Source organism: Ancylobacter sp. Lp-2, from assembly GCF_020523795.1.
Taxonomy (GTDB): domain Bacteria; phylum Pseudomonadota; class Alphaproteobacteria; order Rhizobiales; family Xanthobacteraceae; genus Ancylobacter.
The window spans coordinates 1-25,410 of sequence record NZ_JAJALI010000011.1; the positions used below are offsets into that span (position 1 = coordinate 1).

General features: G+C 64.7%; 38 protein-coding genes and 1 tRNA gene. 34 read left to right on the forward strand and 5 right to left on the reverse strand.

The window, feature by feature from the left end; all coding sequences use genetic code 11:
* The 34 genes from LGR54_RS21405 to LGR54_RS21570 all read left to right on the forward strand — a co-directional run.
* The coding region (locus LGR54_RS21405; protein ID WP_255607904.1) for an EF-Tu/IF-2/RF-3 family GTPase at window positions 1-462 on the forward strand (462 nt) is incomplete at its 5' end.
* 103 nt (window positions 463-565) lie between these two features.
* Window positions 566-874: a 30S ribosomal protein S10 gene (gene rpsJ / locus LGR54_RS21410; RefSeq protein ID WP_068022220.1), complete on the forward strand. Its 309-nt coding sequence runs from the start codon at window positions 566-568 to the stop codon at window positions 872-874.
* Window positions 875-895: 21 nt separating this feature from the next.
* Window positions 896-1,639 (forward strand): 50S ribosomal protein L3, encoded by a 744-nt coding sequence (rplC, locus tag LGR54_RS21415; RefSeq protein WP_230364002.1) that lies wholly within the window; start codon window positions 896-898, stop codon window positions 1,637-1,639.
* Window positions 1,639-2,259, forward strand: a complete 621-nt coding sequence (gene rplD, locus LGR54_RS21420) for a 50S ribosomal protein L4 (protein WP_230364003.1) — start codon at window positions 1,639-1,641, stop codon at window positions 2,257-2,259. The genes rplC and rplD overlap by 1 nt, the downstream gene beginning before the upstream one ends.
* Window positions 2,256-2,552: a 50S ribosomal protein L23 gene (locus LGR54_RS21425; protein ID WP_214006577.1), complete on the forward strand. Its 297-nt coding sequence runs from the start codon at window positions 2,256-2,258 to the stop codon at window positions 2,550-2,552. Before rplD ends, LGR54_RS21425 begins: the two co-directional genes overlap by 4 nt.
* A gap of 22 nt (window positions 2,553-2,574) precedes the next feature.
* Window positions 2,575-3,408, forward strand: a complete 834-nt coding sequence (rplB, locus tag LGR54_RS21430) for a 50S ribosomal protein L2 (RefSeq protein ID WP_230364004.1) — start codon at window positions 2,575-2,577, stop codon at window positions 3,406-3,408.
* Window positions 3,409-3,425: 17 nt separating this feature from the next.
* Complete coding sequence (gene rpsS, locus LGR54_RS21435; RefSeq protein WP_213356476.1) at window positions 3,426-3,704, forward strand: 30S ribosomal protein S19; 279 nt, start codon at window positions 3,426-3,428, stop codon at window positions 3,702-3,704.
* Between the two features lie 11 nt (window positions 3,705-3,715).
* A complete protein-coding gene (gene rplV, locus LGR54_RS21440) occupies window positions 3,716-4,096 on the forward strand; it encodes a 50S ribosomal protein L22 (protein ID WP_018390605.1) in 381 nt (126 codons plus the stop codon).
* Window positions 4,096-4,803 (forward strand): 30S ribosomal protein S3, encoded by a 708-nt coding sequence (rpsC, locus tag LGR54_RS21445; RefSeq protein WP_230364005.1) that lies wholly within the window; start codon window positions 4,096-4,098, stop codon window positions 4,801-4,803. Before rplV ends, rpsC begins: the two co-directional genes overlap by 1 nt.
* Before the next feature lie 32 nt (window positions 4,804-4,835).
* Window positions 4,836-5,249: a 50S ribosomal protein L16 gene (rplP, locus tag LGR54_RS21450; protein ID WP_214006580.1), complete on the forward strand. Its 414-nt coding sequence runs from the start codon at window positions 4,836-4,838 to the stop codon at window positions 5,247-5,249.
* Window positions 5,250-5,260: 11 nt separating this feature from the next.
* On the forward strand, window positions 5,261-5,470 hold the full coding sequence (gene rpmC, locus LGR54_RS21455; RefSeq protein ID WP_214006581.1) for a 50S ribosomal protein L29: 210 nt from the start codon (window positions 5,261-5,263) through the stop codon (window positions 5,468-5,470).
* Between the two features lie 10 nt (window positions 5,471-5,480).
* A complete protein-coding gene (rpsQ, locus tag LGR54_RS21460; protein WP_230364006.1) occupies window positions 5,481-5,729 on the forward strand; it encodes a 30S ribosomal protein S17 in 249 nt (82 codons plus the stop codon).
* A gap of 98 nt (window positions 5,730-5,827) precedes the next feature.
* The gene (gene rplN / locus LGR54_RS21465; protein ID WP_018390610.1) at window positions 5,828-6,196 is read left to right on the forward strand and encodes a 50S ribosomal protein L14; all 369 of its coding nucleotides are present in this window, start codon (window positions 5,828-5,830) and stop codon (window positions 6,194-6,196) included.
* Window positions 6,196-6,513 carry a 50S ribosomal protein L24 gene (gene rplX / locus LGR54_RS21470; protein ID WP_214006582.1) on the forward strand — a complete coding sequence of 106 codons (318 nt, stop codon included), beginning with the start codon at window positions 6,196-6,198 and terminating at the stop codon, window positions 6,511-6,513. Before rplN ends, rplX begins: the two co-directional genes overlap by 1 nt.
* Window positions 6,506-7,063, forward strand: coding sequence for a 50S ribosomal protein L5 (gene rplE, locus LGR54_RS21475; RefSeq protein WP_230364007.1), 558 nt, complete (start codon window positions 6,506-6,508; stop codon window positions 7,061-7,063). The genes rplX and rplE overlap by 8 nt, the downstream gene beginning before the upstream one ends.
* Before the next feature lie 59 nt (window positions 7,064-7,122).
* Entirely contained in the window at window positions 7,123-7,428 is a 306-nt protein-coding gene (rpsN, locus tag LGR54_RS21480; protein WP_213356488.1) for a 30S ribosomal protein S14, read from the forward strand.
* A 13-nt stretch (window positions 7,429-7,441) separates the two neighbouring features.
* On the forward strand, window positions 7,442-7,840 hold the full coding sequence (gene rpsH / locus LGR54_RS21485) for a 30S ribosomal protein S8 (RefSeq protein ID WP_230364008.1): 399 nt from the start codon (window positions 7,442-7,444) through the stop codon (window positions 7,838-7,840).
* Between the two features lie 20 nt (window positions 7,841-7,860).
* Complete coding sequence (gene rplF / locus LGR54_RS21490; protein WP_230364009.1) at window positions 7,861-8,394, forward strand: 50S ribosomal protein L6; 534 nt, start codon at window positions 7,861-7,863, stop codon at window positions 8,392-8,394.
* A gap of 12 nt (window positions 8,395-8,406) precedes the next feature.
* On the forward strand, window positions 8,407-8,769 hold the full coding sequence (gene rplR / locus LGR54_RS21495) for a 50S ribosomal protein L18 (protein ID WP_214006587.1): 363 nt from the start codon (window positions 8,407-8,409) through the stop codon (window positions 8,767-8,769).
* A 40-nt stretch (window positions 8,770-8,809) separates the two neighbouring features.
* Entirely contained in the window at window positions 8,810-9,361 is a 552-nt protein-coding gene (rpsE, locus tag LGR54_RS21500) for a 30S ribosomal protein S5 (protein WP_213356496.1), read from the forward strand.
* Between the two features lie 29 nt (window positions 9,362-9,390).
* Window positions 9,391-9,582, forward strand: a complete 192-nt coding sequence (rpmD, locus tag LGR54_RS21505; RefSeq protein ID WP_230364010.1) for a 50S ribosomal protein L30 — start codon at window positions 9,391-9,393, stop codon at window positions 9,580-9,582.
* Window positions 9,583-9,604: 22 nt separating this feature from the next.
* On the forward strand, window positions 9,605-10,096 hold the full coding sequence (gene rplO / locus LGR54_RS21510) for a 50S ribosomal protein L15 (protein WP_230364011.1): 492 nt from the start codon (window positions 9,605-9,607) through the stop codon (window positions 10,094-10,096).
* A 56-nt stretch (window positions 10,097-10,152) separates the two neighbouring features.
* Window positions 10,153-11,484 (forward strand): preprotein translocase subunit SecY, encoded by a 1,332-nt coding sequence (secY, locus tag LGR54_RS21515; protein WP_230364012.1) that lies wholly within the window; start codon window positions 10,153-10,155, stop codon window positions 11,482-11,484.
* The gene (locus LGR54_RS21520; RefSeq protein ID WP_230364013.1) at window positions 11,481-12,065 is read left to right on the forward strand and encodes an adenylate kinase; all 585 of its coding nucleotides are present in this window, start codon (window positions 11,481-11,483) and stop codon (window positions 12,063-12,065) included. The genes secY and LGR54_RS21520 overlap by 4 nt, the downstream gene beginning before the upstream one ends.
* A 198-nt stretch (window positions 12,066-12,263) precedes the next feature.
* A complete protein-coding gene (gene rpsM / locus LGR54_RS21525; protein WP_230364014.1) occupies window positions 12,264-12,632 on the forward strand; it encodes a 30S ribosomal protein S13 in 369 nt (122 codons plus the stop codon).
* Window positions 12,633-12,748: 116 nt separating this feature from the next.
* On the forward strand, window positions 12,749-13,138 hold the full coding sequence (gene rpsK, locus LGR54_RS21530; RefSeq protein ID WP_213356507.1) for a 30S ribosomal protein S11: 390 nt from the start codon (window positions 12,749-12,751) through the stop codon (window positions 13,136-13,138).
* A gap of 121 nt (window positions 13,139-13,259) precedes the next feature.
* Entirely contained in the window at window positions 13,260-14,285 is a 1,026-nt protein-coding gene (locus LGR54_RS21535) for a DNA-directed RNA polymerase subunit alpha (protein WP_370638254.1), read from the forward strand.
* A 73-nt stretch (window positions 14,286-14,358) separates the two neighbouring features.
* Window positions 14,359-14,787, forward strand: a complete 429-nt coding sequence (gene rplQ, locus LGR54_RS21540; RefSeq protein WP_230364015.1) for a 50S ribosomal protein L17 — start codon at window positions 14,359-14,361, stop codon at window positions 14,785-14,787.
* A 148-nt stretch (window positions 14,788-14,935) separates the two neighbouring features.
* On the forward strand, window positions 14,936-16,372 hold the full coding sequence (locus LGR54_RS21545; RefSeq protein ID WP_230364016.1) for a Do family serine endopeptidase: 1,437 nt from the start codon (window positions 14,936-14,938) through the stop codon (window positions 16,370-16,372).
* 7 nt (window positions 16,373-16,379) lie between these two features.
* A complete protein-coding gene (locus LGR54_RS21550; RefSeq protein WP_230364017.1) occupies window positions 16,380-17,696 on the forward strand; it encodes a replication-associated recombination protein A in 1,317 nt (438 codons plus the stop codon).
* 41 nt (window positions 17,697-17,737) lie between these two features.
* Window positions 17,738-18,118 (forward strand): fluoride efflux transporter CrcB, encoded by a 381-nt coding sequence (gene crcB / locus LGR54_RS21555; RefSeq protein ID WP_230364018.1) that lies wholly within the window; start codon window positions 17,738-17,740, stop codon window positions 18,116-18,118.
* A gap of 46 nt (window positions 18,119-18,164) precedes the next feature.
* Entirely contained in the window at window positions 18,165-19,250 is a 1,086-nt protein-coding gene (locus LGR54_RS21560; protein ID WP_230364019.1) for an RluA family pseudouridine synthase, read from the forward strand.
* Window positions 19,251-19,828: 578 nt separating this feature from the next.
* Window positions 19,829-20,584, forward strand: coding sequence for a polysaccharide deacetylase family protein (locus LGR54_RS21565; protein WP_370638255.1), 756 nt, complete (start codon window positions 19,829-19,831; stop codon window positions 20,582-20,584).
* A gap of 433 nt (window positions 20,585-21,017) precedes the next feature.
* Window positions 21,018-21,092, forward strand: a tRNA-Glu gene (locus tag LGR54_RS21570).
* Between the two features lie 307 nt (window positions 21,093-21,399).
* Here the strand turns inward: LGR54_RS21570 and LGR54_RS21575 are convergent.
* The 5 genes from LGR54_RS21575 to LGR54_RS21595 form a co-directional block, all read right to left on the reverse strand.
* Window positions 21,400-21,795, reverse strand: coding sequence for a hypothetical protein (locus LGR54_RS21575; protein WP_230364020.1), 396 nt, complete (start codon window positions 21,793-21,795; stop codon window positions 21,400-21,402).
* A 488-nt stretch (window positions 21,796-22,283) separates the two neighbouring features.
* A complete protein-coding gene (locus LGR54_RS21580) occupies window positions 22,284-22,622 on the reverse strand; it encodes a ferredoxin family protein (protein ID WP_230364021.1) in 339 nt (112 codons plus the stop codon).
* Window positions 22,619-24,211: an FAD-dependent oxidoreductase gene (locus LGR54_RS21585; RefSeq protein ID WP_370638256.1), complete on the reverse strand. Its 1,593-nt coding sequence runs from the start codon at window positions 24,209-24,211 to the stop codon at window positions 22,619-22,621. Before LGR54_RS21585 ends, LGR54_RS21580 begins: the two co-directional genes overlap by 4 nt.
* Window positions 24,208-24,615 carry an FAD-binding protein gene (locus LGR54_RS26130; protein ID WP_370638257.1) on the reverse strand — a complete coding sequence of 136 codons (408 nt, stop codon included), beginning with the start codon at window positions 24,613-24,615 and terminating at the stop codon, window positions 24,208-24,210. Before LGR54_RS26130 ends, LGR54_RS21585 begins: the two co-directional genes overlap by 4 nt.
* Before the next feature lie 272 nt (window positions 24,616-24,887).
* Entirely contained in the window at window positions 24,888-25,298 is a 411-nt protein-coding gene (locus LGR54_RS21595; RefSeq protein ID WP_230364023.1) for a carboxymuconolactone decarboxylase family protein, read from the reverse strand.
* Between the last annotated feature and the right edge of the window lie 112 nt (window positions 25,299-25,410).

Genomic DNA, 25,410 nt, shown 5'->3' on the forward strand with positions numbered 1-25,410 from the left:
GAAGTCGAAGTGGTGGGCATTCGCCCGACCATCAAGACCACGGTGACCGGCGTCGAGATGTTCCGCAAGCTGCTCGATCAGGGCCAGGCGGGCGACAATGTCGGCATCCTGGTGCGCGGCACCAAGCGCGAGGACGTGGAGCGCGGCCAGGTCGTGTGCAAGCCGGGTTCGGTGAAGCCGCACACCAAGTTCAAGGCCGAGGCGTACATCCTGACGAAGGAAGAGGGCGGCCGCCACACGCCGTTCTTCACCAACTACCGCCCGCAGTTCTACTTCCGCACGACGGACGTGACGGGCGTGGTGACGCTGCCGGAAGGCACGGAAATGGTGATGCCCGGCGACAACATCTCGGTCGACGTGGCGCTGATCGTGCCGATCGCGATGGAAGAGAAGCTGCGCTTCGCCATCCGTGAAGGCGGACGTACCGTCGGTGCCGGCGTCGTCGCCGCCATCATCGAGTGAAGTAGGAAGCAAATCCCGAGGGGCGCCGGTTCGCCTGCGCCCCTTTTTCGTGGAGCTCGTAATAGAGCCCTATTGGCGAGCCCTCTGGGAGCCTTGAAGTCAAATGAACGGCCAGAACATTCGGATCCGCCTGAAGGCGTTCGATCACCGTATATTGGACGCCTCCACGCGCGAAATCGTCAACACGGCGAAGCGCACCGGCGCCCAGGTTCGCGGACCTATCCCGCTGCCGACGCGGATCGAGAAATTCACGGTCAACCGCTCTCCTCACGTCGACAAGAAGTCGCGTGAGCAGTTCGAGATGCGGACGCATAAGCGTCTGCTGGACATTGTCGACCCGACCCCCCAGACCGTGGACGCGCTGATGAAGCTCGACCTCGCTGCGGGTGTCGACGTCGAGATCAAGCTCTGAGAAAGGCGAGGGGACACGGCCATGCGGTCAGGCGTCATCGCCCAGAAGGTCGGAATGACCCGCATCTTTACCGATGCAGGCGAGCATATTCCGGTCACTGTGCTGAAAGTCGATAATTGCCAGGTGGTTGCCCACCGGACGATCGACAAGAACGGATATGTCGCGGTTCAGCTCGGCGTCGGCCGCGCAAAGCCGCAGAACACGACGCGCGCCATGCGCGGGCACTTCGCTGTGGCGAAGGTCGAGCCCAAGCGCAAGCTCGCCGAGTTCCGCGTCGAGGAAGACGGGCTCATCCCGGTCGGGGCTGAGCTCACGGTGGACCATTTCGTGGTCGGTCAGTTCGTCGACGTGACGGGGACCTCCACCGGTAAGGGTTTTGCCGGCGGCATGAAGCGTCACAACTTCGGCGGTCTGCGCGCCACCCACGGCGTGTCGGTCTCGCACCGTTCGATCGGTTCGACCGGTGGCCGTCAGGACCCGGGCAAGACCTTCAAGAACAAGAAGATGCCCGGTCACATGGGCGTCGAGACCGTGACCACCCAGAATCTCAAGGTGGTGCTCACGGATGTGGAGCGCGGCCTGATCGCCGTCGAAGGCGCGGTTCCCGGCACCAAGGGTGGCTGGATCATCGTCGCCGACGCGGTGAAGCGGGCACTGCCGGCCGAAGCGCCGAAGCCGGGCAAGTTCCGGCTGCCGGGCGAGGCTGAAGCTCCTGCCGCCGACGTCGCTCCGGCGGCTGAGGCTGCGACCGAGGAGACCGTGTGATGGAACTCGCCGTCAAAACTCTCGAAGGGGCCGATGCCGGCTCCGTGACGCTGTCGGACGAGATCTTCGGTCTCGAGCCCCGCCAGGACATCCTGCACCGCATGGTGGTGTGGCAGCTTGCCCGCCGCCAGGCCGGCACGCACCAGACCCTGTCGCGCGCTGACGTCAACCGCACCAAGCGGAAGATGTACAAGCAGAAGGGCACTGGCGGCGCTCGCCACGGTGCGGCTTCCGCTCCGCAGTTCCGCGGCGGCGCCAAGGCGTTCGGCCCGGTGCAGCGCAGCCATGCTTCCGACCTTCCCAAGAAGGTCCGGGCGCTGGCGCTGAAGCACGCGCTGTCGGTGAAGGCGAAGGAACAGCAGATCATCGTTCTCGATGACGCGACCCTCGCCGAGCCGAAGACCAAGCTGCTCAAGGAGCGGCTGGCGTCTCTCGGCCTGTCCAACGCGCTGGTGATTTCCGGTGCCGAGGTGGATCCGAACTTCGGTCTTGCCTCGCGCAACATCATCCACCTCGACGTGCTGCCCGTGCAGGGCATCAACGTCTACGACATCCTGCGTCGCCAGACTCTGGTGCTGACGAAGGCGGCTGTCGACGCTCTGGAGGCGCGCTTCAAATGAGTCTCGATCCGCGCCACTACGACGTGATCGTGTCCCCGGTGATCACCGAGAAGGCCACGGCTGCGTCCGAGCATAACAAGGTCGTCTTCAAGGTTGCTCTGACGGCTACCAAGCCGCAGATCAAGGAAGCGGTCGAGAAGCTCTTCGACGTCAAGGTCGTGAGCGTCAACACGCTGGTCCGCAAGGGGAAGACCAAGGTCTTCAAGGGCCGCAAGGGCGTGCAGAACGACGTGAAGAAGGCGGTTGTGACCCTCGCCGAGGGCCACACCATCGACATCACGACGGGTCTGTGAGCCGGGACAAGGGATCAGAGACATGGCGCTCAAAACCTTCAAGCCGGTAACGCCGAGCCTCCGTCAGCTCGTCATCGTCGACCGCTCGGGCCTGTACAAGGGCAAGCCGGTCAAGACGCTGACCGAAGGCAAGACGGAAGCTGGCGGCCGCAACAACACCGGTCGCGTGACCGTTCGCTTCCGCGGCGGCGGCCACAAGCAGTCGTACCGCCTGGTCGACTTCAAGCGCGCCAAGCGCGATGTGCCGGCCGTGGTCGAGCGGATCGAGTACGACCCGAACCGCACGGCGTTCATCGCCCTCATCAAGTATGAGGACGGCGAGCTCTCCTACATCCTCGCTCCGCAGCGTCTCGCTGTGGGCGACAAGGTGATCGCCTCGAAGAGCGTCGATGTGAAGCCCGGCAACACCGCGCCGCTCGGCAATCTGCCGGTCGGCACGATCGTGCACAATGTCGAGATGAAGATCGGCAAGGGTGGCCAGATTGCCCGCTCCGCCGGCTCTTATGCGCAGATCGTCGGCCGCGACAACGGCTACGTGATCATCCGCCTGAACTCGGGTGAGCAGCGTCTGATCCACGGCGAGTGCTGCGGAACGGTGGGTGCGGTTTCCAACCCGGACCACATGAACACCAACCTCGGCAAGGCCGGCCGCAAGCGCTGGCTGGGCCGCATGCCGCATAACCGTGGTGTGACCATGAACCCGGTCGACCATCCGCACGGCGGCGGCGAAGGCCGCACCTCGGGCGGCCGTCATCCGGTTACCCCCTGGGGCTTCCCTACCAAGGGCAAGAAGACCCGGAAGAACAAGTCGACCACGAAGTTCATCGTGTCGAGCCGTCACGCCCGCAAGAAGTGAGCGAGGGAATCTGAATTATGTCTCGATCGGTCTGGAAAGGTCCGTTCGTCGACGGCTACCTCCTCAAGAAGGCGGAAGCCGTGCGCGCCTCGGGGCGCCACGAGGTGGTCAAGATCTGGAGCCGTCGCTCCACGATCCTGCCCCAGTTCGTGGGGATCACCTTCGGCGTCTATAACGGTAACAAGCATGTCCCGGTCTCGGTGAACGAGGACATGGTCGGCCACAAGTTCGGCGAGTTCGCCCCGACCCGTACCTATTACGGGCATGCGGCGGACAAGAAAGCCAAGCGGAAGTAGAGGCAAGGGTCATGGGAAAGGCAGCTCGTCCGCGCACGCTCGCGGATACGGAAGCCAAGGCGGTTGCGCGTAACCTTCGCGTCAGCCCCCAGAAGCTCAACCTCGTCGCGGGTCTGATCCGCGGGAAGAAGGTCGCGACCGCGCTCGCCGACCTGCAGTTCTCCCGCAAGCGGATCGCCGGCGACGTCAAGAAGTGCCTGGAATCGGCGATCGCGAATGCCGAGAACAATCATGAGCTGGACGTCGACGATCTCATCGTCGCGGAAGCCCATGTCGGCAAGGGCCTCGTCATGAAGCGTTTCGCCGCCCGCGCCCGCGGTCGTGCGAGCCGCATCGAGAAGCCGTTCTCGCATATCACCATCGTGGTGCGTGAAGTCGAGGAGAAGGCCTGATGGGTCAGAAGGTCAACCCGGTCGGGCTCCGGCTCGGCATCAACCGCACCTGGGATTCGCGCTGGTTCGCCAGCAAGGGCGAATACGGCCAGCTGCTGCACGAGGACATCAAGATCCGCGAGATGCTGCAGAAGCTGCTCAAGCAGGCTGCGGTCTCCAAGATCGTGATCGAGCGTCCGCACAAGAAGTGCCGCGTGACCATTCACTCGGCGCGTCCGGGTGTGGTGATCGGCAAGAAGGGCGCGGACATCGACAAGCTGCGCAAGAAGGTCGCCGAGATGACCAGCTCGGAGGTTTTCATCAACATCGTCGAGATCCGCAAGCCGGAAATCGACGCGCGCCTCGTTGCCGAATCAATCGCCCAGCAGCTCGAGCGTCGCGTCGCTTTCCGTCGCGCAATGAAGCGCGCGGTGCAGTCCGCGATGCGTCTCGGGGCCGAAGGCATCCGTATCAACTGCTCCGGCCGCCTTGGCGGCGCGGAAATTGCGCGTCTGGAGTGGTATCGTGAAGGGCGCGTGCCGCTTCACACCTTGCGCGCGGACGTAGATTACGGTACTGCCACCGCCTTCACGACCTACGGCACCTGTGGTGTCAAAGTCTGGATCTTCAAGGGCGAAATCCTCGAGCACGATCCGATGGCGCAGGATAAGCGTCTTTCGGACAACGAGCCGTCGGGTGGTCGTCCCTCGCGCCGCGACGCGGCGTGAGTTTTGACGGATAAGGAATTAAGAGGCGCGACATGCTGCAACCAAAGCGCACGAAGTTCCGCAAGCAGTTCAAAGGCCGTATCCACGGCGTTGCGAAAGGCGGAACTGACCTCAACTTCGGCCAGTTCGGGCTGAAGGCGATCGAGCCGGAGCGGGTGACCGCTCGCCAGATCGAAGCCGCGCGCCGCGCGCTGACCCGTCACATGAAGCGTGCGGGCCGGGTGTGGATCCGGGTGTTCCCGGACGTGCCGGTGTCGAAGAAGCCGACCGAAGTCCGCATGGGTAAGGGCAAGGGCGCTCCCGAATTTTGGGCCGCCAAGGTCAAGCCCGGCCGCATCATGTTCGAGATCGATGGCGTGAGCCAGGAGATCGCCAAGGAAGCGCTGACGCTCGCTGCTGCCAAGCTGCCGATCAAGACGCGCTTCGTCGAACGTATCGCCGAGTGACGGAGGGAAACATGACCAAGGCTTCCGACATCCGGACCAAGACCGTCGACGAGCTCAGCGACCAGCTGCTCGGCCTGAAGAAGGAGCAGTTCAACCTGCGCTTCCAGAAGGCGACCGGTCAGATGGAGAATACCGCGCGCGTGCGTCAGATCCGTCGCGATATCGCGCGGATCAAGACGATCCAGGCGCAGAAGGCCGCCGCCGCGGCCCAGGCGAAGTGAGGAGATAACGATGCCGAAGCGTTTGCTGCAGGGCGTCGTGGTGAGCGACAAGCAGGACAAGACCGTCGTGGTCCGTGTCGAGCGTCGTTTCACGCATCCGCTGCTGAAGAAGACCGTCCGCCGTTCCAAGAAGTATCACGCCCATGACGAGGCGAATGCGTGGAAGGAAGGCGATACCGTGTGGATCGAGGAGAGCCGTCCTCTGTCCAAGCTGAAGAACTGGATCGTCGTCCAGGGCGAGAAGCGGGCGGAAGTCTGAGCTTCCAGCCTGGACTCCACGAATGAGCTTCCCGGAAACGGGGTTGAGGGTGCGCCAGCTTCACCGCAGCGCGCAGTTTTACGAGAAATAGGTGCGTCATGATCCAGATGCAGACCAATCTCGACGTGGCGGACAATTCCGGTGCGCGTCGCGTTATGTGCATCAAGGTGCTTGGCGGTTCTAAGCGGAAATACGCTCATGTCGGCGACATCATCGTGGTGTCGGTGAAGGAAGCCATTCCGCGTGGCCGCGTGAAGAAGGGCGACGTGATGAAGGCGGTGGTCGTTCGTACCGCCAAGGACATCCGTCGCGTCGACGGTTCGGTGATCCGCTTCGACCGCAATGCGGCCGTGCTGATCAACAACAACAAGGAGCCGGTCGGCACCCGTATCTTCGGGCCGGTTCCGCGCGAGCTTCGCGCCAAGAACCACATGAAGATCATCTCGCTGGCGCCGGAGGTGCTGTGATGGCGGCGAAGATTAAGAAGGGCGACAAAGTCGTCGTTCTCGCCGGCCGCGACAAGGGTCGCTCCGGCGAGGTCATTTCGGTTCTTCCCAAGGAAGGCACCGCGAAGGTTCGCGGCGTCAACCTGGTGAAGCGCCACCAGCGGCAGAGCGCGAACCAGGAAGGCGGGATCATCTCCAAGGAGGCCCCGATCGACCTGTCGAACATCGCGATCGCCGATCCGAAGGATGGCAAGCCGACCCGCGTCGGTTTCCTTGTGCAGGCTGACGGCACCAAGGTGCGCGTCGCCAAGCGCTCGGGGGAGAAGATCGATGGCTGAGGTTAGCTATAGCCCGCGGCTGAAGTCCTTTTATCAGGACGAGATCCGCAAGCAGATGATCGAGCAGTTCGGCTACAAGAACCCCATGGAAGTGCCGACGATCGAGAAGGTCGTCATCAACATGGGTGTTGGCGAGGCTACTGCCGATACCAAGAAGGTGCAGACCGCTGCGGCGGACCTCGCGCAGATCGCCGGTCAGAAGCCGGTCGTGACGCGTGCCCGTCAGGCGATCTCGAACTTCAAGCTGCGCGAGAACCAGCCGGTCGGCGCGAAGGTGACCCTTCGCAAGACCCGGATGTTCGAGTTCATCGACCGCCTGGTCACGATCGCGCTGCCGCGCGTGCGTGACTTCCGCGGCCTGAACCCGAAGAGCTTTGATGGCCGTGGCAATTTCGCCATGGGCATCAAGGAGCACATCGTGTTCCCGGAGATCAACTACGACAAGGTTGATCAGATGTGGGGCATGGACATTATCGTCTGCACGACGGCGAAGACGGACGAAGAGGCGCGTGCGCTTCTGAAGGCCTTCAACTTCCCGTTCCGGCAGTAAGCATCCCCTTCCGGCCGTGGGGCACAGCCCCAAACGCGGAGAGCTAGGAGCAAAGGCATATGGCGAAGAAAAGCGCCGTCGAAAAGAACGAACACCGCCGCACGCTGGTGAAGAATGCCGCCGCGAAGCGCGCGCGTCTCAAGGCCCTTGTCCAGAACAAGGAACTGCCGATCGAGGAGCGCTTCGCCGCGGTCCTCAAGCTGGCCGAGATGCCGCGTAACTCGTCCAAGACCCGCATCCGTAACCGGTGCGAAGTGACTGGGCGTCCGCGCGCGTTCTATCGCAAGCTGAAGATGAGCCGCATTGCGCTCCGCGAGCTCGGCTCGCAGGGCCAGGTGCCCGGCCTCGTCAAGTCGAGCTGGTGAGGAGGGTCGACCCATGTCCACGTCCGATCCCATTGGTGATCTGATCACCCGCATCCGCAACGCGCAGATGCGCCGTAAGGAAAAGATCTCGACCCCCGGCTCGCGTCTGCGTGCGTCGGTTCTCGAGGTTCTCGCGGCCGAAGGCTTCATCCGGGGCTATTCCACCTCGGAGCCGGTCAACGGCCGCAGCGAGTTCGAGATCGAGCTGAAGTACTATGACGGCGAGCCGGTGATCCGCGAGATCTCCCGCGTCTCGAAGCCGGGTCGCCGCGTTTATTCGTCGGTGAAGACCCTTCCGCGCGTCGCCAACGGTCTTGGCGTCGCTGTCGTCTCCACGCCCCAGGGCGTGATGGCGGACCACGAAGCCCGCGACAAGAACGTGGGCGGCGAGGTCCTCTTCACGGTCTTCTGATCGGGAAGGAGAGAGAGCACATGTCCAAGATCGGCAAAGCTACCATCACCGTCCCGGCTGGTGTCACCGCCAACATTGACGGCCAGTCCGTCAAGGTTAAGGGACCCAAGGGCGCTCTCGAGGTCAAGATCGTCGACGAGATCGACGCCAGCCTCGATGGCAACGTCATTTCCTTCAAGCCGCGCGGCGAGACCAACCGTCACAAGGCGATGTGGGGTCTGTCCCGCACGCTGGTGTCGAACCTGGTTGAAGGCGTGACCAAGGGCTTCGAGAAGAAGCTCGAGATCAGCGGCGTCGGCTACAAGGCGGCGGTGCAGGGCAAGAACCTGAACCTCTCGCTCGGTTACAGCCACGACGTGATCTACGCGATCCCGGAAGGCATCCAGATCGTCACGCCGAAGCCGACGGAAATCGTCGTCACCGGCATCGACCGTCAGAAGGTCGGGCAGGTCGCCGCCGAGATCCGCGATTATCGCGGCCCCGAACCCTACAAGGGCAAGGGCGTCAAGTACGCCGGCGAATTCATCTTCCGCAAGGAAGGCAAGAAGAAGTAACGGATCGGTACCATGGCAAAGTTTCAGGACGCTACCGAGCGCCGTAAGGCGCGTGTCCGCCGGGCCCTGCGCTCGGCGGCGAACGGGCGGCCGCGCCTCTCGGTGCATCGCTCGTCGAAGCACATCTATGCGCAGGTCATCGACGATGCGCGCGGCGTGACCATCGCCGCCGCCTCGACGATCGAGAAGGATCTGCGGGGAAGCCTCAAGACCGGCGCGGATGTCGCGGCGGCTGCGGCGATCGGCAAGCTCGTGGCGGAACGTGCCGTCGCGGCCGGTGTGAAGGACGTGGTCTTCGACCGCGGCGCCTTCATCTATCACGGCCGCGTCAAGGCGCTCGCCGAGGCCGCCCGCGAGGGCGGACTCAACTTCTAATCACGAGCGGGATCCCCCGCAGAACGACGAGGATAAGATCATGGCTCGTGAACGTGAGCGTGAACGCGAAGATCGCGACAACACGTTCGTGGACAAGCTGGTCCACATCAACCGTGTCGCGAAGGTTGTGAAGGGTGGCCGTCGTTTCGGCTTCGCCGCGCTGGTCGTCGTAGGCGACCAGAAGGGTCGCGTCGGCTTCGGCCACGGCAAGGCCCGCGAAGTGCCGGAAGCCATCCGCAAGGCCACGGATGCCGCTAAGCGCGCGCTGATCCGCGTGCCGCTGCGCGAAGGCCGTACCCTGCACCATGACGTGCATGGTCACCACGGCGCCGGCAAGGTGGTGCTCCGCGCCGCCCCGGCGGGTACCGGCATCATCGCCGGCGGCCCGATGCGCGCCGTCTTCGAGACGCTGGGCATGCAGGACGTGGTGGCGAAGTCGTTCGGCTCGTCCAACCCGTACAACATGGTTCGGGCGACCTTCGATGCGCTGAAGAACCAGGACAGCCCGCGTCTGGTTGCGGCGCGCCGCAGCCTCAAGGTGTCGCAGCTTCAGTCGCGCCGTCGCATCGACGACGCCGAAGCGACCGATTGACGCGCTTCGGACAGGGATTGGAGCGTATCATGGCGAAGAGCACCAAGACGATCACGGTCGAGCAGGTCGGTTCCCCGATCCGCCGGCCGGAAGACCAGCGGGCGACGCTCGTCGGTCTCGGACTGAACAAGATCGGGCGTCAGGCGACGCTCGAGGATACCCCGGCCGTGCGTGGCATGATCCAGAAGGTCCGCCACCTCGTTCGCGTCGTCGAAGCGTGACGGCGGGTAGAGGAGACAGGCGATGAGCAACCTCAACGATATCAAGGACAATGACGGCTCGCGCAAGAAGCGCATGCGCGTCGGTCGTGGCATCGGTTCGGGCAAGGGCAAGACCGGCGGCCGTGGCGTGAAGGGTCAGACCTCGCGCACCGGCGTCGCGATCAAGGGCTTCGAAGGCGGTCAGATGCCCCTGCATCGCCGTCTGCCCAAGCGCGGCTTCCACAACATCTTCGCGCTGGACTGGAACGAGGTTACCCTCGGCCGCATCCAGACCGCGATCGATGCCGGCAAGCTGGATGCCAAGCAGCCCGTGACCGAGGCGGCCCTGGTCGCCGCCGGCGCGTTGCGCCGTGCCAAGGCTGGCGTGCGCGTGCTGGGTTCCGGCGAGCTGACCGCGAAGATTTCGCTGGACGTGGCGCATGCCACCAAGTCGGCGATCGCGGCGGTCGAGAAGGCCGGCGGCACCGTGACGCTGCCGGCGGCGCCGGAGACCACTGGCGAAACGGAGGCCTGACGCTTAAGTCAGGCCTTCCGAATTGATACAGGGCACAGGCGAGGAGCGCAGCCACCATGGCGTCCGCAGCGGAACAACTCGCGGCTAACCTCAATTTTGGTGCTCTGGCAAAAGCCGAAGAACTGAAGAAGCGCATCTGGTTCACACTGGGTGCGCTTCTCGTGTATCGGCTGGGCACCTACATTCCGATGCCGGGAATCAATCCCGATGCGCTCGCGGACGTGTTCCGCACCGCGCAGCAGGGCATCATCGGCCTTTTCAACATGTTCTCGGGCGGCGCCGTCTCGCGCATGGCCATCTTCGCCCTGAACATCATGCCGTACATCTCCGCCTCCATCATCGTTCAGCTGCTCACCACCGTCTCGCCGACGCTGGAAGCGCTGAAGAAGGAGGGCGAGTCCGGCCGCAAGATGATCAACCAGTACACCCGCTACCTGACGGTGGTGCTCGCGGTGTTCCAGTCCTATGGCATCGCCGTGGGCTTGGAAGGCTCGGGCGCCGTGGTGGCGGATCCCGGCTGGTTCTTCCGCATCTCGACGGTGGTCACGCTGACCGGCGGTACCATGTTCCTCATGTGGCTCGGCGAGCAGATCACGTCGCGCGGCATCGGTAACGGCATCTCGCTGATCATCTTTGCCGGTATCGTCGCGGAGCTGCCGTCGGCGATCGCCAATACGCTGGAGCTCGGCCGTCAGGGCGCGATCTCGACCGGCCTGATCATCGCCGTGATCCTGATGGCGGCCGCGGTGATCATGTTCATCGTGTTCGTGGAGCGTGCCCAGCGCCGGCTGCTGATCCAGTATCCGAAGCGCCAGGTCGGCAACAAGGTGTATGAGGGTCAGTCCTCGCACCTGCCGCTGAAGCTGAACTCCTCGGGCGTCATCCCGCCGATCTTCGCCTCCTCGCTGCTGCTGATTCCGACCACGGTCGCCAGCTTCATGCAGGGGCAGGGCCCGGCATGGCTGACCACGGTGACGACGCTGATCGGCCACGGACAGCCGCTGTTCATGCTGCTCTATGTGCTGCTGATCGTGTTCTTCTGCTTCTTCTATACCGCGATCGTGTTCAATCCGACCGAGACCGCGGACAATCTGAAGAAGCACGGCGGCTTCATCCCTGGCATCCGGCCCGGCGAGCGCACGGCCGAATATATCGACTATGTGCTGACTCGCATCACGGTCATCGGTGCGGCTTACCTAGCGATCGTCTGCCTGTTTCCCGAGATCCTGATCTCCTATGCGGCAGTGCCGTTCTATTTCGGCGGTACGTCGTTGCTTATCGTGGTTTCCGTTACGATGGACACGGTGGCTCAGGTTCAGGGACACTTGCTGGCGCATCAATATGAGGGGCTGGTCAAGAAGGCCAAGCTCAGGGGGAAGCGTCGATGAGACTGATTCTTCTTGGTCCGCCTGGAGCGGGCAAGGGAACTCAGGCACAACGTCTGGTGCAGCGGCACGGCATCGTGCAGCTGTCCACCGGCGACATGCTCCGTGAGGCCGTGCGGAACGGAACGCCGGTCGGCCTCAAGGCCAAGGAAGTGATGGATGCCGGCAAGCTGGTGTCCGACGAGATCGTCATCGGCATCATCTCCGATCGGATCGACGAGCCGGATGCCGCCAAGGGCTTCATCCTCGATGGGTTCCCGCGCACCGTGCCGCAGGCCGAAGCGCTCGACACCCTGCTGTCCCGCAAGGGGCAGAAGCTCGACGCGGTGATCGAGTTCAAGGTCGACCAGGAGAAGCTGGTCGGCCGCATCCTGCAGCGCGCGCAGGAAGCGCGCGAGCGCGGCGAGGCGGTGCGCAAGGACGACGATCCGGAGATCTTCAAGACCCGGCTCGAGGCCTTCAACCGCGATACCGCCGTGGTGGCTCCCTATTATGCCGAGCGTGGTCTTCTGGTGAGCGTGGACGGTATGCGCCCGATCGACGAGGTCGAGAAGGCGATCGCCGACGTTCTCGAAACCGTGTAGGCGGCAGGTGAGGTTTCGGCGTGGAGCTTGACTCCGTGCCGGAATCGCACTAAGAGCCGCGCTTCACTTAAGCAGGCGTCGTCTTTCGACATCGTCCGCGATGTCGGGCGGCGCCTTGTACGTGTACTCGCATGGGCCGGCCTCCACCGGACGCGGGTTTGTTTTATTCCGGTTCGCCGGTTCACATGGAGACGGCACGTGGCCCGTATCGCAGGCGTCAATATCCCGACCAACAAGCGCGTCATCATCGCGCTTCAGTATATCCACGGCATCGGCGCGAAGAACGCCGCCGATATCGTCGAGAAGGTCGGCATTCCTCTGGAGCGTCGCGTCAATCAGCTGACCGACCAGGAAGTGCTCCAGATTCGCGAAGCCATTGATCGCGACTACATCGTTGAAGGCGATCTGCGCCGCGAAGTCGCGATGAACATCAAGCGCCTGATGGACCTCGGCTGCTATCGCGGCCTGCGTCACCGTCGTGGCCTGCCGGTGCGCGGTCAGCGTACCCATACCAATGCCCGCACCCGCAAGGGTCCGGCCAAGCCGATCGCCGGCAAGAAGAAGTGAGTCGAGGCGGGTTTCGGCCCGCTTCTTTCGTGCTCGCGGCTGCCGTCGCGAGCTTCGCATGCATGTTTGTCCCGAGCGCCTGGCACTACGGGCGCGTCTGAAGGATCGAGAAGTCGATGGCCAAGGATACTACCCGCATTAAGCGTCGCGAGCGCAAGAACATCGCCTCCGGCGTGGCTCATGTGAACGCGTCGTTCAACAACACCATGATCACCATCACCGATGCGCAGGGCAACACCATTGCCTGGTCGTCGGCCGGCGCCATGGGCTTCAAGGGCTCCCGTAAGTCCACCCCTTACGCGGCGCAGGTCGCGGCCGAGGATTGCGCCCGCAAGGCTTCCGAGCACGGCATGCGCACCCTCGAGGTCGAGGTGTCGGGTCCCGGTTCTGGCCGTGAATCCGCGCTGCGCGCCTTCCAGGCGGCGGGCTTCATGGTGACGTCGATCCGCGACGTTACCCCGATCCCGCACAATGGTTGCCGTCCGCGCAAGCGCCGGCGCGTCTGACGCATTCGTTGTCCGGTGGCGCTCGTCGCCACCGGCTCCGCTGCGTTTGGCATTCTCTCCGGCCTTCGGGCAGGAGCGGCGGTCGCAGGGCAGGGTGCCCGCGGCTCCGTCGAGAGCAAGGGTGACGCAAGTGATTCAGAAGAACTGGCAAGAGCTCATCAAGCCCGAAAAGCTCGAAGTCTCCGCCGGAAGCGATGCGAAGCGGTTTGCGACCGTGGTCGCCGAGCCGCTCGAGCGTGGCTTCGGCCAGACCCTCGGCAACGCGCTGCGCCGCATCCTCTTGTCCTCGCTGCAGGGCGCGGCGGTGACCTCGGTCCATATTGACGGCGTGCTGCACGAGTTCTCGTCCATCCCGGGCGTTCGCGAGGACGTGACCGACATCGTGCTGAACATCAAGGACATCGCCATCAAGATGGCCGGCGATGGCCCGAAGCGCATGGTGGTGAAGAAGCAGGGTCCGGGCATCGTCACCGCCGGCGACATCCAGACGGTCGGCGACGTGCAGGTGCTGAACCCCGAGCTGGTGCTCTGCACCCTCGATGACGGCGCCGAGATCCGCATGGAGTTCACGGTCGATACCGGCAAGGGCTATGTCGCCGCCGACCGCAACCGTCCCGAGGACGCGCCGATCGGTCTCATTCCGGTCGACAGCCTCTACTCGCCGGTCAAGAAGGTCTCCTACAAGGTCGAGAACACCCGTGAGGGCCAGATCCTCGACTACGACAAGCTGACCATGACCATCGAGACCAACGGCTCGATCGGCCCGGAAGACGCGCTCGCTTATGCCGCGCGCATTCTGCAGGACCAGCTCGAGATCTTCGTGAATTTCGAAGAGCCCAAGCGCGAGGCCGAAAGCCCGGCGATGCAGGAGCTGCCCTTCAACCCGGCGCTCCTCAAGAAGGTCGACGAGCTGGAACTGTCGGTGCGCTCGGCCAACTGCCTGAAGAACGACAACATCGTCTACATCGGCGACCTGATCCAGAAGACCGAGGCGGAGATGCTCCGTACCCCGAACTTCGGCCGCAAGTCGCTGAACGAGATCAAGGAAGTTCTCGCCAGCATGGGCCTGCATCTCGGCATGGAAGTGCCGGGCTGGCCGCCGGAGAACATCGAGGATCTCGCCAAGCGGTTCGAAGATCATTACTGAGCATTGAGCGCGACGTTCGAGTCGCTCCATCCATCCCCCGGCTCGAAAGCCGTCGCATTGTAGGAATTTTGCCATGAACCACGGCAAGGCATATCGCCGGTTCAACCGGACCGCAGAGCACCGCAAGGCCATGTTCGCCAATATGGCCCAGGCGCTCATCACTCACGAGCAGATCGTCACCACCCTGCCGAAGGCCAAGGATCTTCGCCCGGTGGTCGAGAAGCTCATCACCCTCGGCAAGCGCGGCGGCCTGCATGCGCGTCGCCAGGCGATCGCAGAGATCCGCGACGTCGCCGTCGTGCGCAAGCTCTTCGACGTCGTCGGCCCGCGCTACAAGGAGCGCAATGGCGGCTACACCCGCATCATCAAGGCGGGGTTCCGCCATGGTGATTCGGCTCCGATCGCGGTGATCGAGCTGGTGGATCGTGACGAGAGCGCCAAGGGCGCTGCCGATCTGGCCCGCCACGAGGCCTCGAAGTCGGAAGAGAACGCCGCGGCCTGATCGCGCTATCGGTTTTGGAATGCATCAAGCGAAGGGCGGCCTTAGGGTCGCCCTTCGTCGTTCTGGCGGTCGCCGATTCGTGACCCGTTTCGTTTTCGCCGCCGGGGCTGCCCTTTCTCCGCCATGGGTCGGCGCTTATATTTCCGCCATGCAACGCACCATTCTCTCTCTCGCTCTCCTCGCCCTCATCGCCACCTTCCAGCCCGCGGCGGCGCAGACGCCCCGGGTGCCGACCTCGCGCGCCGAGATATCGCTCAGCTTCGCCCCGGTGGTGGCGCGGACGGCGCCGGCCATCGTCAACGTCTACGCACTGCGCACGGTGCAGGCGCGGCAGAGCAACCCGCTGTTCGACGATCCGTTCTTCCGCCGCTTCTTCGGCGTGCCGAACGGGCCGGGCGGCCCCGGTGGGCCCGGCTTCGGCGGCCCGAGCGAGCGGATGCAGCGGGCGCTGGGTTCCGGCGTCGTTGTGGATGCGAGCGGGCTCGTCATCACCAATAATCACGTGATCGAGGGCGCCGACGAAGTGCGGGTGGCGCTCGCCGACAAGCGCGAGTTCGACGCCGACATCCTGCTCCGCGACCCGCGCACCGATCTCGCCGTGCTGAAGCTGAAGAGCGGCAAGGGCAATTTCACCTTCGCCGAGCTCGGCAGTTCCGATGACTTGCAGGTAGGCGACATCGTGCTGGCCATCGGCAACCCGTTCGGGGTCGGCCAGACGGTGACGCAGGGCATCGTCTCGGCGCTCGCCCGCACCCAGATCGGCATCACCGACTACCAGTTCTTCATCCAGACCGATGCCGCCATCAATCCCGGCAATTCCGGCGGCGCGCTGGTCGACACCGCCGGTCGGGTTGTCGGCATCAATACGGCGATCTTCTCGCGCTCCGGCGGTTCGCAGGGCATCGGCTTCGCCATTCCAGCCGACATGGTCCGGGTGGTGGTGCAGTCGGCGCTCGACGGCGGCAAGTCGGTGCGGCGGCCCTGGCTGGGCGCCAAGCTGCAACGCGTGACCCCGGATATCGCCGAGGGGCTCGACCTGCCGCGCCCGGTCGGCTCGCTGGTGCAGAGCGTGACGCCCGGCAGCCCGGCCGAGAAGGGCGGATTGCGGGTTGGCGATCTGGTGACGGCGATTGCCGGCCAGGAGGTCGATGACCCCGATGCGTTTGGCTACCGTTTCGCTACCCGGCCGCTCGGCGGCGCCGTGGCGGTGACGGTGGTGCGGCAGGGCAAGGAATTGGCGGTCAACCTGCCGCTGGAGCCCGCGCCGGAAACCTCGCCGCGCGACGAGGTGACCATCGGCGGGCGTTCGCCGCTGACCGGCGCCACGGCGGTCAACCTGTCGCCGGCTGTTGTGGAGGAACTGCGCACGGTCGATGTCGACCAGGGGGTGGTGGTTACCGCCATCGAGGAGGGCTCCCCGGCCGACCGCAGCAGCCTGCGCGTCGGCGATGTGGTGCTGGAGGTGAACGGCCTTCCTATCGCCCGCACCGCCGACCTCTCGCGGGCGACGCAGACGCCGTCCCGCGTCTGGCGCATCACCGTGCAGCGCGGCGGGCGCAAGATCTCCGCCATGTTGCCGGGCTGATCGCGCCATGGCCGACCTGTTCGCACAAGCTGGAATGGACGCGGGGGCGCCGCGCCCGCTCGCCGACCGGCTGCGTCCGCGTCGGCTCGACGAGGTGGTTGGACAGGAGCATCTGACCGGCCCGGACGGCATCCTCACCCGCATGGCCGAGGGGCGTTCCATCGGTTCGCTGATCTTCTGGGGGCCGCCCGGCACCGGCAAGACCACGGTGGCCCGGCTGCTGGCACGGGAAACAGACCTGCATTTCGAGCAGGTCTCGGCGATCTTCTCCGGCGTCGCCGAGCTGAAGAAGGTGTTCGAGGCCGCGCGGGGGCGCCGCGCCGTCGGCACCGGCACGCTGCTGTTCGTCGACGAGATCCATCGCTTCAACCGCGCCCAGCAGGACAGCTTCCTCCCGGTGATGGAGGACGGCACCATCACCCTGATCGGCGCCACCACGGAAAACCCGTCCTTCGAGCTGAACGCGGCGCTGCTGTCGCGGGCGCGGGTGCTGGTGTTCAAGCCGCTCGACGCGCTCGCGATGGAGCGGCTGCTGGCCCGCGCCGAGGAACTGGAGGGGCATCGTCTGCCGCTGGAGCCGGAAGCCCGCGCTGCCCTCGTCGGCATGGCGGACGGTGACGGGCGCTATCTGCTGGGCATGGTCGAGGAGCTGTTCCGCCTGCCGCCGGAGAAGGACCTCGACGTCGCCGGCCTCGCCGCGACCATGCAGAAGCGGGCACCGATCTACGACAAGGGGCAGGACGAGCATTACAACCTGCTGAGCTGTTTCCATAAGAGCCTGCGCGGCTCCGACGTGAACGGCGCCATGTACTGGGCGGCGCGGATGCTCACCGGTGGCGAGGACCCCGGCACGATCTTCCGCCGGCTGTGCTGCGCGGCGTCCGAGGATGTCGGCATGGCCGATCCGCAGGCGATGCCGCAGGTGGTGGCCGCCTGGACGGCCTTCGATCGGGTAGGCTGGCCGGAGGGCCGGCTGTTCCTGGCGCAGGCCATCGCCTATGTCGCCACCGCGCCGAAATCCAACGCCGCCTATTCGGCCTTCAACACCGCGCTCGCTTTGGCGCAGAAGACCGGCTCGCTCCAGCCGCCCAAGCACATTCTCAACGCGCCGACCAAGCTGATGAAGGAGCTCGGCTACCACGAGGGCTACCGGTACGATCACGATTATCCGGACGCCTATGCCGGCCAGACCTTCTTTCCCGACGATCTCGCCGGCGATCGCCGTACCGATTTCTACGCTCCCAATGAGCGGGGCTTTGAGCGCGAGGTGAAGAAGCGGCTTGAGTACTGGGCGAAGCTGAGGGCGGAGCGGCGCGGACGATAGGTCGGCGAGGGCAGGGCAGGGCGGTTTCCGGAGGCGGGGCGATGAATTGGTTGCTGGTTTTTGTCGGTGCCGGACTAGGCGGCATGCTGCGGCATGCGGTGAACGTGACCGCGCCGCGAATGATCGGCACCGACTTTCCCGGCGGGACGCTGGCCATCAATGTGCTGGGCTCGTTCCTGATCGGCGTGATCGCCGGCTGGCTGGCGTTCCGCGCTGGCGAGAGCTGGTCGCTATCGGCGCGCCTGTTCATGGTGACCGGCATATTGGGAGGGTTCACCACCTTTTCCGCCTTCTCGCTCGATGTGGCGGTGCTGTTTGAGCGCGGCGAAGCCTGGTCGGCGATTGCCTATGTTGTAGGCAGTGTCGGGTTGTCGCTCATCGCCGTGTTCGCTGGGCTCGCGCTTACACGCGCATTCGCGTGACGCAAGGGCCCGGCTCGGCTATCTCCTTGGCCAAGGAGACATCATCATGGCCGTCGAGATACGTACCGTCGCCCGCGACGAAGATGAGATGCGGCTGGACCGCTGGTTCAAGGCGCATTTTCCCGACCTGTCCTTCGGCCACCTGCAGAAGCTGTTGCGCAGCGGCCAGGTGCGGGTCGACGGCGGCCGGGTGAAGACCAATACGCGGCTGGCCGCCGGCCAGAGCGTGCGCGTCCCGCCGCTGGAGGAAAAGCCCCAGCCCTCCGCGGCCGATTATCTGGAAGTTCAGGAGGCTGCCGCCCGTGGCGAGGCCCCGCCCCCTCGCCCTCGTGCGATAGGGGAGGCGGAAGCTCTGGCCGCCCCCGCGGTGAAGCGCGCCGTGGCTGATGACAAGGACGCGGCCTTCCTCAAATCCATCACGCTCTATGAGGATCGCGACGTGATGGTGCTGAACAAGCCCTACGGGCTGGCCGTCCAGGGAGGCTCCGGCACCTACCGCCATGTCGACGGGCTGATGGAATCGCTGCGCGCCGAGGATGGCCAGAAGCCGCGCCTGGTCCATCGCATCGACAAGGACACGTCGGGCATCCTGCTGATCGCCAAGAGCCGGCTCGCGGCGTCGACGCTGGCCAAGACCTTCCGCTCCCGTTCGGCGCGCAAGGTGTACTGGGCGCTGGTGCCGGGCGTGCCCAAGCCGCGGCAGGGGCGCATCTCGACCTATCTCGCCAAGGACGAGGCGGCCGAGCGCATGCGAGTCGCCCGCCATGGCGACGATGAGGCGAGCCACGCCGTCTCCTACTACGCCGTGGTCGACCAGGCGGCGCAGAAGCTGTCCTGGCTGTCGATGAAGCCGGTGACGGGGCGTACGCATCAGCTGCGCGCGCATGCGGCGCATATCGGTCATCCAATTGTCGGAGACCCGAAGTATTTCGATATCGAGAACTGGCCGTTGCCCGGCGGGTTGCAGAATCGCCTGCACCTGCTGGCGCGGCGGCTGGTGATCCCGCATCCGCGGGAGGAGCGGCTGATCGATGTATCGGCGCCTCTCCCCCCGCATATGCAGCAGAGCTGGAGCGTATTGGGGTTTGATGCGTCGCAATATGACCCCATTGTCGACGCCCCGGAGACTTAATTGAACGTAACGTAATGCTGAACGTTAGGAATTTGTAGAGGTTGCCGGTTTTTGAGTAAGCACCTGCCTAATTTTAGGGCTTGAAAGTTATGCTGCAATGCGGTGCCATAGGAGGCAGTTGATTTAAGCATATAGGCACCGGCCGCAAGGTTGGTTGCCAGCCGATCAATACTAGGCTTCTTGAAGCCGGCAGTGATCGTTTGAGCGATTTATATACGCTTGCGGAAAGCTTCGGTCGGCATTGCGGGCGACCGAAGCTTTCACTTTTTCCAGGACATCGAGTGAGTGGTTGGCGTGTGGCGGTCCTGACCGGATCGTCCAGGTCGTCGGTTCTGCGCGCGAGCCCGCGCTTAGCGCGGGCAGGGGGCGCCCGGAGCAGACCTGCCGTCTCCGGGCCCCCGGAACGCCACTGTTCGGATCTACACCCTCAACATTCCCGACCGTTCACATCGCGCCGAATGAGCAGGTGGCGGGGCAGCCATGTCGCACGCGGCTGGCGGCGCGCACGGCGCTGGAGTAGGAGACGCCGTTCCACGCATTCTGGTGGCGTCATGCGATTTCTGACCTCTCTGTTGGCCTTGGCTGCGATTCTGCCCGGCCTTTCCATGCCGGTGTTCGCTGCCGGGGACTGTTCCGCCGGGCCGGGTACCGCACGGGTGCTGGAGGTCGATCCCGCCGGCCTCGAGGTTGGTCTCAAGCATTTTCCGCAGACGCTCGATCTGGCTGAAGGCGAGTTCGTCCTCACCTTCGACGATGGTCCCTCCGCGGGCACCACGCCAATGGTGCTGAAGGCGCTGGCTGCCGGCTGCGTCCGCGCCACCTTCTTCCTGGTGGGGACGCGTGCCGCCGAGAGCCCGGCGCTGGTCAAGCGCATCCTCGCCGAGGGGCATGGCGTCGGCTATCACAGCCAGACGCACCCGATGACGCTGGCGGACATGCCCTATGACAAGGCGGTTCGGGATATCGAGCGTGGCATCGCCAGCGTCGATCGCGCGGCCTATGGCAATGTGGTGGCCTCGCCGCGCTTTCCCTTCTTTCGCTTCCCCGGCTTTGGGTCGTCGCCGCAGTTGCTGGCCTATGTCGCCAGCCGGAAGATGGGCGTGTTCGGCGCCGATCTGTGGGCGAGCGACTGGAACACCATGACACCGGAAGCCGAACTGGATCTGGTGCTGGCGCGCATGGCACATGCCGGACGTGGAATCGTGCTGTTTCACGACACCCGCCTGCAGACCGCCCGGATGGTGCCGGCCCTGCTCAGGGCGATGAAGGAGCGCGGCTATCGTGTCGTGCATGTGGTGGCCCGCGGTGCGGCTACGGCAGGGGCGCCGCAATAAGCGACGAAACGCCTCAGCTCCTTCACCTCTCGATACCGGTGCTGCGACGACACGTGCCGTAGAGGCTCCCGGTCCCCGCTTGTAGTGTGGATCCAGGTCGGCGAGCGCCGCCGTCGACGAGGGATCCTGATCATGGCCGACGATCCTGAAGCCAAGCGCGCCCTGATCCGGCTGGTTCTGGTGAACAGCCTGCTGGTTGTCATGGTGGTGGTGGTCGGTGGCGTCTACGCGGCCTGGTCGATGTGGTGAAGCGGACAGCGCTGGGTCTCGTGGTGGCGGCCGGTTGTGCCGCGTACAGGGCGTGATCTCCGGCGATGTTGCGCCCATCTCGGCTCTTTCGCGCCCAGAGCGAAAGCGGCCGCAAAGCTGTGGATGGGCAGGCGGGGGATGACTTGTGCGATCCGTCAAGCGCCCGTATAAGGTGCCCGCCTGCGCGCCCTTCGTCTATCGGTTAGGACGCCACCCTTTCACGGTGGAGAGAGGGGTTCGACTCCCCTAGGGCGCGCCAGTTGATTTTCATGTCCATAAGTCATTGAATTTATTCGATATTCGATGACGAGAAAATGGACGTGTCCCCTAGGGGGGCCTAGCGAACGGCTCTCCTGCGCGTCCGAATGTCGCCCGGTTGACAGCGGCTCAATCGAGTCGGGTTCCTTATATCGGCTGCTGTTCATTTTCGCGGTCACCGACCAGCGCCGCAGAAGTTCCTCCGGTGCCGGTCTGAGTCGGTATTGTGGAGCTCGTCGATACGTGCTTGGAAGTCCTCGCCGGTGAGGGCGGCCGGTGTGGGATGTCTCCGAGCAAGTCTTGGGTGCCTATATCTCAAGCGCGCGCAGCATTCCCACTTGCTCATTTTTGTCGATAAACCCATCAATCCGGTCTCCGATGTCGTCGAGCCTTCCGATTATTCGCGCGATTAACTCTTCGTCGTTTGCGTCATATTCGATGACAATGGGATGTATCGCGCCCTTGTTTCTTCCAGCAACGTAGCCGCGCCTGATGAATGACGCCCATTGCTGAACATTTTCATCATTGTAGGCGCCGCAGCGCCACTCCCTCAACACCCTCACCAAAGCGGCTCGCGAAACCGATAACTGAGCCAGATTTGCAGCGGCATCCCGCAGTTCAGCGTGACTAGCGTCTAGAACCATCGGAAGGCCATTCATGTCACCCGCAACGACTGCTGTGACAGCCGCTTTCAGCACCTCCATAGAAGGCTCCCATCATTCTATGAGCTTGGCTGGTGATAAACACGGCCTCGAACGGCTGCAATGAGGTCCGTCGCCTGGCGGGTCTCTTTTTGGCAGCGGTGGGGGGCTTGTCATGCACATGCAGCCATCCCCTTCCGTAGCCCCTGAGGCCAACTTCACGGAGCCCTTCACAGTCACCGAAGCGGCATTGATGAGGTCGTGCGGCGGGTGCCCCAGGGACGCCATGCGCCCTTCTGATCGGACAGACGTTCCTGAGGTGGCGCTTGGCGAGGCCTGCCAGGAGGCGAGCTGGGGCTATGTGAGGGGACGCCCCTCACGGAAGGCGAGGAGGAGGGGCATGCACGGGAAGGGTGAGGCTGCCTCGGCCACCATCCTGCGGAACAACCGTTCCATGTGGTGCTCCCTGAGAGGCAGGAGAGGGACGGCTCGGGGGCTCCCAGTTCTGCCCACTAGGCTGTCCGTGACGGAGAGCTTGCCGGTTTGATCAGTTAAGGTTTGACCTTGTCATCCTCGAACATGCGATAGCTGGTGTCCCTGTGCGTGCCCTTCGGACGGGCACGATCCCAACCCATCCGTTGGCGGAAGCTGCCGAGGAGGCCTCGATCGGCGAGATCTGCCTCCGAGACCGGCTCGTCGCGATCACGCAGGGGCGATACATAGAGCGCGTCGACGGGGCAGTAGAGTTCGCACAGGAAGCAAGTCTGGCAGTCTTCCTTGCGCGCAATCACCGGGATGCTGTTCTCGACCGCCTCGAATACGTGGTCGGGGCAGGCCTTGACGCAAAGATTACACGCGATGCAGCGCGTCGCGGAGAGAAGCTCGATCATTCGGCGGCCAAGCTTTCGAGGGGTGGACGGTCGGTGACATGAGACCACCGCGACCAGACGCGGCCCAACCCGCCGGAATGTATCCGCCGGGGCGGCTCGCCGGTCGATGTGGCGTCCTCACGACGATGGATCCCGCGACTCTCCGGTCGCGCCTGCGCACTCGCGACGATCCAGCGCGCGGTGGCCGTCATGGCAGCGGCTTCATGCGCTTTTTCCTGTCCGGGCAGGCGCCCGTCGAACCGTCGAACCGCTTGCCAGAGATCGTCGAGCCGCCGCGCCGAGACGGCGAGGCGGGCTCCCGAGCGGTAGAAGCTACGATCGAGTGGCAGCACTTCGTCTTGCACAGCCCGAATGATGCCGGCGATTTCCGCCCGCGCATCGGCATGCGCGACATTCGTCCCGAGCGTCTCGGTGGCGGCGCGCGCCGGTCGGCGAGTGGCGAGAGGGCCGAGCGAACGAGCAAAACGGGCCGCGCCGCCGCCGGCCCACACGCCGGTTGCCAGCGCCCAGGAGGCGTTCGGCCCGCCGCCGCCGGAGGTGGCGCCGCTCATCGGTTCGCGCGCCGCGGCATCGCCAGCGGCATAAAGGCCGGGCAGGTCGGTCGCTCCATCCTGGCCGATCAGGATGCCGCCCACCCCACGCACCGTACCTTCATAGAGCAGCGTCACCTCGAAGGGCTGGGTGAAGGGATCGATACCCTGCCGGTCGAAGGGCAGAAAGATATTGGGCTGACCGTGTCGCATGCCCTCGCGGAGCCGCTCGGGGGCCTTGTCGAGCACCGCGCGCACCGGCCCCCGGAGGAGATGGCGGGCGACGATCTCCTGCCGGTCGCCGGTCTCCTCGATGCGATTGCCGTCGGCGTCGAAGAGCGTCGCCCAGAAATAGACGATGCCCTTGGTCACCGAGGATCCCTTGGGGGCGATGCCGTACTGCCCGGTAAAGTCCATGCCTGCGAGGCGGGCGCCGAGCTCCGCCGCCATCAGATAGCCGTCGCCGGTGAGGTTATGGGTGCCAAGGGCGCCGCTGAGGAATGCGCAGCCACCTGACGCGATCACGACGGCGCCAGCGTGCACCGTCCAGCGTTCGCCCGAGCCGCGCCACCAGCCGGAGACACCGGCCGCCGCGCCGTCATGGGCAAGCAATGTGTCGGCCGGAGCGTGGTCCAGGATGGTCACGCCTGCCTTCAGCAGTTTCCGGCGCATGAAATAGAGATAATCGACGCCGCGCATCGAGCCGCGGAACAGCAAGCCGTTATCGGAGGTAGGAAAGCCGTAGCCCCAGTCGGTGAGGCGGTCGAGCTGGCGGTGCGTCTCGTCGAGCACCCGCGTGACGATGTCTTCCTCGACGAGGCCGGCGCCCCGCGCGCGTCGCCGCTCCAACGCCTCGAACTGCGCCACCGACCCGGGTGCGGCATCGATGATGGTGGTGTTGCCGGCGGCAGTGGCGCCGGAGGTGCCGACATAGCCCTTCTCGACCACGACTACGCGCGCGCCTTGCTCGGCGGCGGTGAGGGCGGCCCAGCAGCCGGCCGGCCCGCCGCCGATTACGACGACGTCTGCCTCCAGTTTGGTATCCGCCTGGGCTGTCACGATGCGTCTCGGCCCGTCGACTTCCGCGAAGCGAGCTGGCGGCCCGGTGCATGGAGGCTGCTGTCCATCGTGGTCTCGGACAGGGAGATGGCGCGCGCGCCGCGGCCTTGCGCGCCTCGACCTCCGCCGACACGCCGGCTACCTCGCCGCCGGTGGTGATCGGCATGTGCGCCGGGCTGGCGATGTGGATCGGGACGTCGCGCGCTTTGAGCGGGATCGTCGGGCTTGATGCCGTCGGCACCGGCATTGGCGCTGCTGAAGGAGCTGGAGGCGCCGACATAATCCTTCTCGGCGGTCACCATGCGTGCGCGGGCTTCGGCGATGCTGAGCGCCACCCATATGCCGGCCGGTCCTCCACCGATGACCAGCACGTCTGTCTTGAGGCGGATCTGTGAAGTTGCCATGGCCGCGTTCCGAATTTATATAAATACGATAGATAATATAATTTATTGGCGTCAACTCCTTCATTGGTAAAATGTTGAGATGCAGGCTGAACTCTCGGAAACCCTTGACGCTGGACGGCCGGGCCAAGGTGCCGGACCACGAGCCTCGTCTCAGGTCTTAATTCCGGTTCGGTCTCGGCGCGCCATACGGGAACGAGCTGCGAGAACCTCCCAAACGGGAAGTGATCGCAGCCCATCAGTGCCTGCAGCCGGAACGATGGGTCGCCCTTGTGCTAGCTCTCGATGAGGAAGGCGGTATCCACCGGCACCTGGAGCGCGGTAACGAGGGCATTAGTCTGCGCCGCCATGCCGATGATCGCGGTCAGATGGAGGTGCTGCGCGTCGGTCATGCCTTTGGCCCGCGCGGCGGCGGTGTGCGAGTGAATGCAATAGGAACAGCCATTGGCGGTCGAGACGGCGATGTAGATCAGTTCGCGTGTCAGAGGATCGAGTGGCCCCTCGGCGAGCATCACCGCCTTGAGGCTGTCCCATGTCCGCGCCAGCGCCGCCGGATCGTTGGCGAGCGCCCGCCAGAAATTATTGATGAAATCGGACCTGCGCGTCGTGCGGATGTCGTCGAACACCGCCTTCACCGCGGGATGCCCCTCCACCTCGGCGTCGCTCCATAGCCGGATCGTCGTCATGCCTTCGCCTCCTCTTTCCTCGCGCCGCAGGCTTCCCGCCCGGCGTCTTCCCTTGTACCGCCCGACCCGCGTGCTGCCGGACCGATCCGGACGTGCGCGGCTCTCGATGCCG